The sequence below is a fragment of the Stieleria mannarensis genome, assembly GCF_014154935.1.
Lineage (GTDB): Bacteria > Planctomycetota > Planctomycetia > Pirellulales > Pirellulaceae > Stieleria > Stieleria mannarensis.
Map to the genome: position 1 here is coordinate 20844 of NZ_JACEHH010000080.1, position 9361 is coordinate 30204.

Consider the following 9361-nt stretch of genomic DNA (forward strand, 5'->3'; position numbering starts at 1 on the left):
CCACGCCACAAAGAGCCGCTCGCTTACGCTTCCCGCTGGCAGTGCAGTTTTTTGTAGGCTAGGGCGAGTGCGTCGTCGCCGCCGACGTTGCCGGGAAACACGACGTAGGGCAACTCGGGGCGACGGCTTTCCGGCCCCAGACTCCAAACCGGAATGCCCGGCAGGATTTGCCCCAACACGATCGCGCGACGCACGTCCAATCCCTTGGTCGCGACATCACTGGACGTGATGCCTCCCTTGGCAATCAAGAACCGCAGCGGAACTTCGGTCGCGCGAACAACCTCCACGACCGCCTTGGAAACCGTCGTGCCGATTCGCAAGCTCGATTCGCCGTCCGATCCGGTGACCAATCCGCGCGAGGTGTGCAGCACGACATCCTGCCCCTGGTCAAGCAACATGTTGACGCGACCGGCCACCTCCGCCAAATGCTCGGCCGCTCGCTCGGACAGCAGTTGCCCGACGTCCAACACCACGGCTTGCGGCGGATCATCAGCGGCCAGTAGATGCTCCAGCTGGGTCGTCGTTTTTGGGACATACGATCCGACGACGATCAATCCGGCTTCGTTTTCCGAAGCGATCATCTGCTCGCTGCGAAGCAACGGCATTTCATCCAATCCGGCATAGGCCTGGACAAAACTCGCCGCCGTGCGATAGACCAGCTCGGCCCCCGAGCGTTCCGCTTTCCGCGCCGCCAACGCAAACGCGCGGGCATCGGCGATTTCGACGGCGTTGACGATCACAACGCTCCCCGGCGGCAAAGCGGCGATCCGCGCGGCCAACGCATCCAAGTCACCGCGGCGAAGATCGTCGATCGAAACCGAATGCAAGGCCGAACGATCAACCGCTCCGCCAGACTTCTCGAACACCCAGTCACGTAAATTGGAATGCGAGAATCCGAACGTCGCGTCTTTGGCAAACGGGGTCTCCGCCGCGGGCACCAAAACATCGCCTTCGGCCACATAGTGTGTGTCGCCGATCGTCAATCGCCCGCCCTGCAAAAAGAACGGCATGATGACGTGGATCGCGTCGGGATGCCCCAGCGACTCGGCCACCGCGTCGACTTCGGCGGGGTAGTGCCCCCGCAGCGTTGAATCACTGCGGCTGATCACGCTGACATCGCGACCGGTGACGGCGGACGCTTCACGAAGATTGCGGCCGAGCGTGCGAGCCAATTCGACGGCGTCACGCTCGGGCAACGCGCGGGAGTTGGTCAAAATGTAAAACATCGCGTCGTCGCGACGAAGTTGATCGACCAACGCGTCCACACCCCAAGTGGTCAACACCGGCGTTTGATAAACCGTTTGCGTTCCGGTCGGGTCGTCATCCAACACGACCACGCACTTGCCGGACGCCTTCACGCTCGCTCGCAACTCGGGCAACAGGTCCATGCCGCGTTGCGGCGGCAGGCCCTTCAAAACATCACTCACCAATCGGCTCCTAAAATTGCAAACGCACGGCAAGGCGCCCCGTCGCCGCCGGCAATCTTCAACGGCATCGCTCCGAAGATGCACGTCGGCCCGTCTAGCTGGTCGAGCCCGGTCAATCCTTCTACGATGATGACGCCGGCACCGAGCAGAATCTGGTGAATCTCCGTGACGGCGGCCAGGTCGTTGACATCGGCCACCGACGGCGGTTCGACACCGACCATCCGAACCCGGCGCTCGACCATCCAACGCGCCAGCTCGGGGCTGATCGGCGGGAAGTGGTCGCGATAATGATCCGGGTCGCCGACATGGCGGCTCCAGAGCGTCCGCAGCAACACCCCGTCCCCGGGTTGGATTTGATCGGCCAGCGGCCCCAGGTGTGCGACCGTGATCGGCGTCTGGTCGGCCAAATTATCCAGTGCGACGACCCAAGCGTTGCCGATGCAGTCGGCGATCGGAATTTGATCGATCGTCTGCTCGCCCGCCTCAAAGTGATACGGGGAATCCATGTGGGTGCCGCAGTGCGAATACAAATGCAACGTCCGCGCGTTCCAACCGTCTCGCGCGACGGTGTACTTCGTTTCATAGTCGACGCCGCGCATCCCTTTTTCCAATCGCAGCGTCAGGTCCAAGACTTTCATTGCGACGGCGACTCCCATTGCATCGTTTCGGCGCTGCGGTACATCGCTTCCTGGACCGCAATACTCCGCAAGTAACTCGCACCGTCGGTCTCAAAGGCGTCGCCGGATCGCAAGCCGCGAATAAAATGCAGCTGGGTTTGATGCACACAGTCACCGGCAAACCCGTGACGGCTGGGCTGATAGGCATGCGGCGTCTCCGGCTGCCCCAGTTCCTGGACCGTAATCCGCGCGTCGTCGTACAACCGGATGGTCCCACCGTCACACTCGACCAACAATTCCCCGAACGTGTAGCGGGGATTTTCGGCGGTCGACTCGTTGAACCGATTGGCGTCATAGACCCCGACACCGCTCTCGCAAAATTGGAAGATCCCGATCGCGGTGTCTTCACCGGCGATCACGGGATTCAGCTTTCGGTGCATGCACCACACCCGGTCGATTTCACCGGCCAGGTAGCGAAACGTATCGATCGTGTGAATGCCGGCCTCGAAAATCAGAAATTGCTTCATCGTTTGGAAGTACGGCTGACGCGCCAGATAGGCATCGTCTCCCCAGCCATCGCCCATCCGATTGCGATGCGTGATCGTGTGCACTTTCCGCCCCACGATGCCGCTGTCCAGCAGCGACTTGATCTCGCGGTACCAGGGCTGGAAGCGGAAGTTTTCGTGCACCATGAAGCGGACGCTGGCTTTTTGGGCGACGTCGACGATTTGCCGGGCCTCGGCGACGGTCGGCGCGAGCGGTTTTTGGCAAATGATCGCGACGCCGGCGCGGGCACAATCATCGACCAGCGTCAAATGCGTGTCCGGCCGAGTGACAATGTCCACGAAATCCGGCCGAACCTGATCCAGCATCGCCGCGTGATCGGTATAGACCCCCTCGACGCCGTACATCTTTGCCGCCCGCTCGGCCGCGGCATGGTTGGAATCACAGACCGCGACCAAGTCGACGCCGGGGATCCGTTTCCAGGAATCAAAATGGAATTGGCTGAAATAGCCGGCGCCGACCACCGCGCCCCGCAATTTGGGTCCGTCAACTTGACTCATCAGGCCTGCAACTCCTCGGCGATGCTTCGATCCGGTTGAATGCGAAACCATAAAAAGATCGCCAACAGGTTCAATCCCGCGGCGACATAGAAAAACGGCTGGTGCGACCCCAACATGTCCTTCAGGTAGGGAAACGATAACGCGGTAAAGAACGCCCCCAGGTTGCCGACCATGTTCATCGCCCCGGAAACCGCACCGGCACTGCCTCGCCCGATGTCCATGCAGGTGGACCAGCTGGGGCTGAGGATCATGTCGCTGCCGAAGATGGCGATGCACATGCACACGACGGCCCAAAACGGCGTCGTCATGTTCACGCACAGACTCATCCCGATCGCCCCGAGCAAAAACCCGATCGCCGCGGGCAAGCGCCGCGAAAGCCGCCAACGCCCCTGGCTGTACAAACGATCGACCGTGAATCCGGCCAGCCAATTCCCCAGCACGCCGCACAACAATGGCGACATCGCGTACCAACCGGCCTGCTCGCTGGTCAATTGGTAGCTGTCCTTCAGGTAGGGAAAGAACCAGGTGACGGTGAAGAAAAACGTGAAATTGTGGGCGACATACTGAACCATCAGCATCAACAGGTTCGGCGACCGCAGCATGTCGGCAAACGTGATCGGGGCTTCGACCGCGGAGGCATCCGGGTTGGAGGACGAGTCGGACGCGGACGGCCGGGGACGCCGGGCCTGGATGATGTGGTCGCGTTCGGCTTCCGAAACCGCGAAGTGATCCTCGGGGCGGTCGCGAAACAACCCGAACCACAACACGGCAAACCCGATCCCGATCGCCCCGAAAAACCAAAACGTCTGCTGCCAACCGCCCAGCGCCCCGATCAACCAAACCACACCCGGCATGGCCAGGGCTGCCCCCAACCGACCACCGGAAAAACTGATCGAGTTGGTGATCCCGCGCTCATTCATCGGCAACCAATTGGTAAACGCCCGCGCCAAAGTGGGGTATCCGCCGGCTTCCCCCAGCCCGAACAGGAAACGCAGCCCGATCATCGCATAGACACCGCGGACGACGCCGGTCAGCGCGGTGAACAAGGACCAGAAGAGGCATACCACGGTCATCACGATGCGGGGACCGAAGCGATCGGCCAACTTGCCACTGGGGACCTGGAAGAGTGCATAGCCGAGCGAAAACGCGGCCATCACCCAACCCATCTGCTGGTCGGAGAACCCCAGGTCACTGGCCATGTCGTCCTTGGCGGCCGAGATGCACGCGCGGTCCACCCACATCAGCACCGAAATGAGAAAGGCACCAAAAATCAAGAACAAACGGATCGGCATAAGAAGAACAGCCTGGCGGAAGAGAAGCGGAAAAGAAACGAAGAGGCGAGATTGTAGCGAACAATCCCGCGGCGTGGCTGCCCACGAACCACCCCAGGTAGTGGACGAGGCGACGAGTCCATCCCCACGGCCATCCGCGCGGACTCCTCGCGTCGTCCACTACGACGCACCCGAATCTCCCGGCCAGGCGGAATGCTAGAGCGAATCCTGGTGCGTATTCTCGCCCCAACGATGAATCGCGCGTCGGCCGTCGCGAATCCGAGGCGGGTCCCCTTGGGGCTGCGGCGTGACGGCGCCGTCGGCAAAGCCTGCCGCGCCGGCGTCGGCGTCGGCCGCCTTGGCCCGCTTGCGCTGCGGCCCGGGACGACGGCCCCGGCGCCGCCCCTGCTGCTCGGGAATGAAGCGCGGGTTGGCCGGCCAGAGCAGTTTGCTGATGGCGAGCTTGTTGATGCTCAGCCCACAAGCCTGGGACTCCTCGGCGAGCGATTCATGCAGCGAGCGGGGAATCCGAATCGTGATCATCCGCTCAGGTTCGGTCGCGTCGGACTTCGACTGATCCTGGCTGCGGATTGCGGCGAGCATTTCGTGCAGGGTCGCAAACTCGGGACCTGCGGAAAAGCGACGGTACTCCCCGGGCTCGGGGAACAGCTGCATGACGACGCCACCGACGCCCAGGATCTCTCGGAAGAACACGACCCAGCTGCCGGTCGCCGCGAAGGCCTCCTCCGCCAAAAGAAGGGCTTGGCGACAGCGGCCTTCATAGTCGTCCTCCAGGTTCAATTCGGGCAGCCTCAGCCGCACCAACTCCTTCGCCTGATCCGGGCTGGGATCGCTCGCGTAACGAAGCCCCTCCCCCGGGCCGCTCTGCTCCTTCGTGTCGACCATCGGGTTGATTTCCTTCGAATTGGGCTGGCTCATCAGACGTGATTCCTTTGCGAACGATCGGTGTCGTGACGCCGCCGACGGGCTCATGCAGGCCCGCCGCGGTCGACTGTGCCGATCCTGGCGGCCGGTCAAACGCTCCGTCACAAAGGTTGCTGTCAAAACGATTTACGACAGCAAAGCCGCCCTGCACAGTTTTTCAGCAACGCCGCCGAGGCCGCGCCGCCGCCGATCGCCCGTTTTTTAAGCACGCGCAAGCACACCGTTGCCCAAGTGTCCACGTCGATCCAGGCTCAGGTTTTCGCCGAAATATCTGGCAAATCGGCGGGAACGGAACTCCCGGGCGGACGGGCCGGGACGGGGCGATCCCGGCTGCCCGCCGGAGCGAAAAACACCGCCGAGACGGACCGGCGATGGGGTGGCCAACGCCGCCGCCCGATCGCCTCTCACCCCATCGAAATAACCATCCGGGGGGGCGTTTCCCTGGTGGTCAGCCCTCGCCCAAGTAGAGGAACACGCCAAGCGTATCGGCTACGCAGTGACGCCCCACAACCACGCAAGCTTTGCCCCCCCTCGAAAGAGAGGCCGTGCGGTTTTTAGCCTCTGATTTAACAGGCGTTCGCCAATGCCCCCCTGGGTGAGTCGCGGAGGAGCGAGCGACGACGCGGGGAGGGTCCGCTGCGGCTCGAATTCACCTCAACGCCACCAATCGACCCTCCCCTCGCTACGCTCGACCCTCCCTGCCAGGGAGGGTTCATTCCAAAAACCGTACGCCCTCAAGCCTTGGCCGCTTCCGCTACCGCGCTCCTTGCTAGCAATGCGCTGATGGCACTCGCCTTGCTTCTCGCGGTCGAGTTCCGCTATAGCCAAGCATCATTCACTGAACGATCTTCCATCACCGCTCCGACCGCCCCTCCCCCACGGACGCACCCATGCCAGGCAGGACGCCCGAATCGAAACGCACCGACGACACCGCTCGCCCCAACGCCCTGGCGACCGACCGCCGCGGACTGCTGCTGAGCATCTCGACCTCGTTGCTGCTGGGCGGCACCCTGACCGGCTGCACGTCCTTCTTGGGTCGCAACGGATCGCCGGACGAGAACGGGGTTGCCAAACTCCTGGAAGCCCCCGAGCCCCCCGAGTTGATCCGTGAGGCCGCGGCCCCTCGCGGCCTGAACGCAATCCAAATCACGGGCGTCGGACTGGCCAATTCGCTGCCCGGAACCGGCGGCCCGGCTGACCCGTCCCCCTACCGCGACCAGTTGATCGAGGAGATGCGTCGGAATGACGTCAAAAGCCCGAACGAAATCCTGGAGCAGGAATCCAATGCGATCGTCCGCGTGTACGCGACGATCCCGCCGGGCGCGAAACGAGGCGATACGGTCGACTTGCGAATCGATTCGCCGGCCGGCAGCAACGCGACCGACCTGCACGGCGGCTGGCTGCTGGACACCCGACTGCGACTGCAACAGGTGCTGCAAGGGCGCGTGCGAAAGGGCGAATTACTGGCGATGGGGACCGGCCCGATCATGCCCCGGGCCGCATTTGAAGGTGACGCGGACAAGCGGATGAAGACCCAGGGGGTGGTGCTGGCCGGCGGCACGGTCCAAAAGACCCGCAACATGGGCCTGGTCCTGCGGCCCGAATTCCAACACGTGAAAGTCTCCAGCGAGATCGCCGCGGCGATCAACCGTCGGTTCTTCTTCTTTGACGGGACGACCCGCCGCGGTGTTGCCAAAGCCGTCGAAGACGACTACATCGAACTGGAACTGCACCCGCGCTACGAAGGATCACTGGGACGCTACATCACCGTCGTCCGCTCCATCGCGATCAATGAGCGGCAAGGCAACAGCCAGCCCCGACTGCAAAAGCTGGCGTCGATGTTAAGTGATCCGGCGACGGCCTCCGACGCGGCGCTGCAATTGGAGGCACTCGGGGAGAGTGCGATCCCGACACTGATCGCGGGACTGAAGACGGACAACCCGGAGCTGCGTTTTTATGCCGCCGAAGCGCTCGCCTACCTGGACCGCCGCGACGCAATCGCCCCGCTGGCCGCCGCCATCGCCGACGAACCGGCGTTCCGCTACCCCGCCCTGGCGGCCCTGAAAGGACTGGAACACCCCGAAGTGGTCGACGCGCTGATGGGCCTGTTCCAGCACCCCAGCATCGAGAGCCGCTACGGCGCCTTTGTGACGCTGCGAGCAAGAAACGATTCAATCCTGGCCCTTTCGCCCCAAAAACTTGGCACCGCATTGCAGTTCTACCAGATCGATTCGACTGCGCCGGCGGCGATCGTGGTGTCGACCCGCGAGGAGCCGGAAGTCGTGGTCTTCGGAACCCCCGCCCCGGTCCGCGTCGGCGGTGCAATCCTGGGCCCCAATGCGCTGATCATCAAAGCGGAATCGTCAGAACCCGGCAAACTGCGGATCAGCCGTTTTCAGGTCGGCCGTGACGACCGACGCACCACCGCTCCGTCCACGATTGACGGCCTGATCCAGGGCATCATTTCCATCGGTGGGGACTACGCCGATGTGGTCGAAGTCTTGCGTGAAGCGAAATCCAAGGGGTATATCGACGACCAACTGGCGATCGACCCGCTGCCCACAGCCTTGCGAACCTACTATCGTGACGACGAGCCCAGCGACGACGAGTCCTGATCGACTTCCAACCTCGCCAATCCGCGGGATTATCCGCACCAAGTTGCGAGAAAACCTCCCTGGAAGAGGCCGTGCGGTTCTTAAATTCACCCTCCCTGGCAGGGAGGGCCGAGCGCAGTGAGGGGAGGGTTGATTCGTGGCGTTTGGGTGAATCCGAGCCACACGGAACCCTCCTCGCGTCGTCGCATACTCCTCCGCGGCCCTCCCAGAGGGAGGGTGCCTCCAATTGCTTTGTGGCGTCAAGTCTTAACTTGATGCGCACGGCCTGGCCAATCCGCGGGATAGGCTTCCAGCCTGCCAAGGAGCGCGATAGGCTTCCAGCCTCAGCAGTTCAGCGACGCCGCGTTTGGCACCCAAGCCATGCCCGGCCCCGCTGGCATTGAACTTCCCGCCCCATCACGACACGCCCCCATGATCGAACTCGGCGTCAACATCGACCACGTCGCCACCGTGCGACAAGCCCGCCGCACCTACGAACCCGACCCGGTGGTCGCCGCCGCCCTGGCCGAACAAGGCGGCGCCGACGGCATCACCTTTCACTTGCGCGAAGATCGCCGGCACATCCAGGATCGCGACGTCGACGTGCTGATGCAGACGGTGACGGTCAAGACCAACCTGGAATTGGCTTGTGCCGAAGACGTGTTGGCGATCGCCCTTCGCGTCCGCCCCGACTGGGCGTTGTTGGTGCCCGAAAGCCGCCAAGAAGTGACCACCGAAGGCGGGTTGAACGTCGCCGGCGACGACGGCCGGATCGCCGCGGCGATCGAGCGTCTGAAAGACCAGGGCATATTGACCAGCCTGTTCGTCGATCCGGACACCGACCAAGTCGCCGCGGCAGCCAAACTGGGCGCCGACGCGGTTGAACTGCACACCGGACCCTACGCACTGGCCAAACGCGACGCCATCGCAGTCGAACTCGAACGCTTACGGGCGGCCGGCCAAGTCGCCAACGAAGCCGGGATGCGGCTGCACGCCGGCCACGGGCTGAACTACACCAACGTCCGCCCGGTCGCCAAGCTTCCGGGCATGATCGAGTTGAACATCGGCCATTCGATCGTCAGCCGCGCTGTGATGGTCGGCATGCGCGAAGCCGTCGCGGAGATGCGGCGGATCCTGGACGCCTGCTGCCCGTGAACGCGCCGGCGGTAGCGAAAGTCGCCAAGACTTTCGGCGAATGCATTCCGCCGCAGCTCCATTCGCGTACTTGCCAACGTGTTCGGAGAGTCGCCGTGTTCTCCGAACTCGGCGTTCAGAATGCGAAGCTTCGCCCCGCGCCGACCTCGGAGAGGACGGCGACTGCATTCCGCCGCAGCTCCACTTGCGTACTTGCCAACGCCTTCGCAAAGTCGCCGTGTTCTCCGAACTCGGCGTCCAGAATGCGAGGCTTCGCCCCGTGCCGACCTCGGAGAGGACGGCGACTGT

At 63.2% G+C, this 9361-nt stretch carries 7 protein-coding genes; 2 read left to right on the forward strand and 5 right to left on the reverse strand.

The genetic code is table 11. From position 1 onward, the window contains the following. Nucleotides 1-23: 23 nt before the first annotated feature. The 5 genes from H1B37_RS30920 to H1B37_RS30940 form a co-directional block, all read right to left on the reverse strand. On the reverse strand, nt 24-1427 hold the full coding sequence (locus tag H1B37_RS30920) for a four-carbon acid sugar kinase family protein (RefSeq protein ID WP_353620963.1): 1404 nt from the start codon (nt 1425-1427) through the stop codon (nt 24-26). Then, a complete protein-coding gene (locus tag H1B37_RS30925) occupies nt 1424-2065 on the reverse strand; it encodes a cyclase family protein (RefSeq protein WP_182871156.1) in 642 nt (213 codons plus the stop codon). Before H1B37_RS30925 ends, H1B37_RS30920 begins: the two co-directional genes overlap by 4 nt. Beyond that, entirely contained in the window at nt 2062-3111 is a 1050-nt protein-coding gene (locus tag H1B37_RS30930) for a Gfo/Idh/MocA family protein (RefSeq protein ID WP_182871158.1), read from the reverse strand. Before H1B37_RS30930 ends, H1B37_RS30925 begins: the two co-directional genes overlap by 4 nt. After that, a complete protein-coding gene (locus tag H1B37_RS30935; protein WP_182871152.1) occupies nt 3108-4400 on the reverse strand; it encodes an MFS transporter in 1293 nt (430 codons plus the stop codon). Before H1B37_RS30935 ends, H1B37_RS30930 begins: the two co-directional genes overlap by 4 nt. 195 nt (nt 4401-4595) lie before the next feature. Continuing rightward, nucleotides 4596-5318: a hypothetical protein gene (locus H1B37_RS30940; RefSeq protein ID WP_182871153.1), complete on the reverse strand. Its 723-nt coding sequence runs from the start codon at nt 5316-5318 to the stop codon at nt 4596-4598. An 896-nt stretch (nt 5319-6214) separates the two neighbouring features. Here H1B37_RS30940 and H1B37_RS30945 point away from each other — a divergent pair. Together H1B37_RS30945 and H1B37_RS30950 are read left to right on the forward strand one after the other, a co-directional pair. Beyond that, nucleotides 6215-7939, forward strand: coding sequence for a flagellar basal body P-ring protein FlgI (locus H1B37_RS30945; protein ID WP_286178411.1), 1725 nt, complete (start codon nt 6215-6217; stop codon nt 7937-7939). Nucleotides 7940-8350: 411 nt separating this feature from the next. Then, nucleotides 8351-9073 (forward strand): pyridoxine 5'-phosphate synthase, encoded by a 723-nt coding sequence (locus H1B37_RS30950; protein WP_182871154.1) that lies wholly within the window; start codon nt 8351-8353, stop codon nt 9071-9073. Nucleotides 9074-9361: the final 288 nt, after the last annotated feature.

What these genes read in the sequence shown, in the direction of transcription:
- H1B37_RS30925 (WP_182871156.1), bottom strand. Translation starts at nt 2,065, where the DNA reads ATGAAAGTCTTGGACCTGACGCTGCGATTGGAAAAAGGGATGCGCGGC.
- H1B37_RS30935 (WP_182871152.1), bottom strand. Translation starts at nt 4,400, where the DNA reads ATGCCGATCCGTTTGTTCTTGATTTTTGGTGCCTTTCTCATTTCGGTG.
- H1B37_RS30940 (WP_182871153.1), bottom strand. Translation starts at nt 5,318, where the DNA reads ATGAGCCAGCCCAATTCGAAGGAAATCAACCCGATGGTCGACACGAAG.
- H1B37_RS30945 (WP_286178411.1), top strand. Translation starts at nt 6,215, where the DNA reads ATGCCAGGCAGGACGCCCGAATCGAAACGCACCGACGACACCGCTCGC.
- H1B37_RS30950 (WP_182871154.1), top strand. Translation starts at nt 8,351, where the DNA reads ATGATCGAACTCGGCGTCAACATCGACCACGTCGCCACCGTGCGACAA.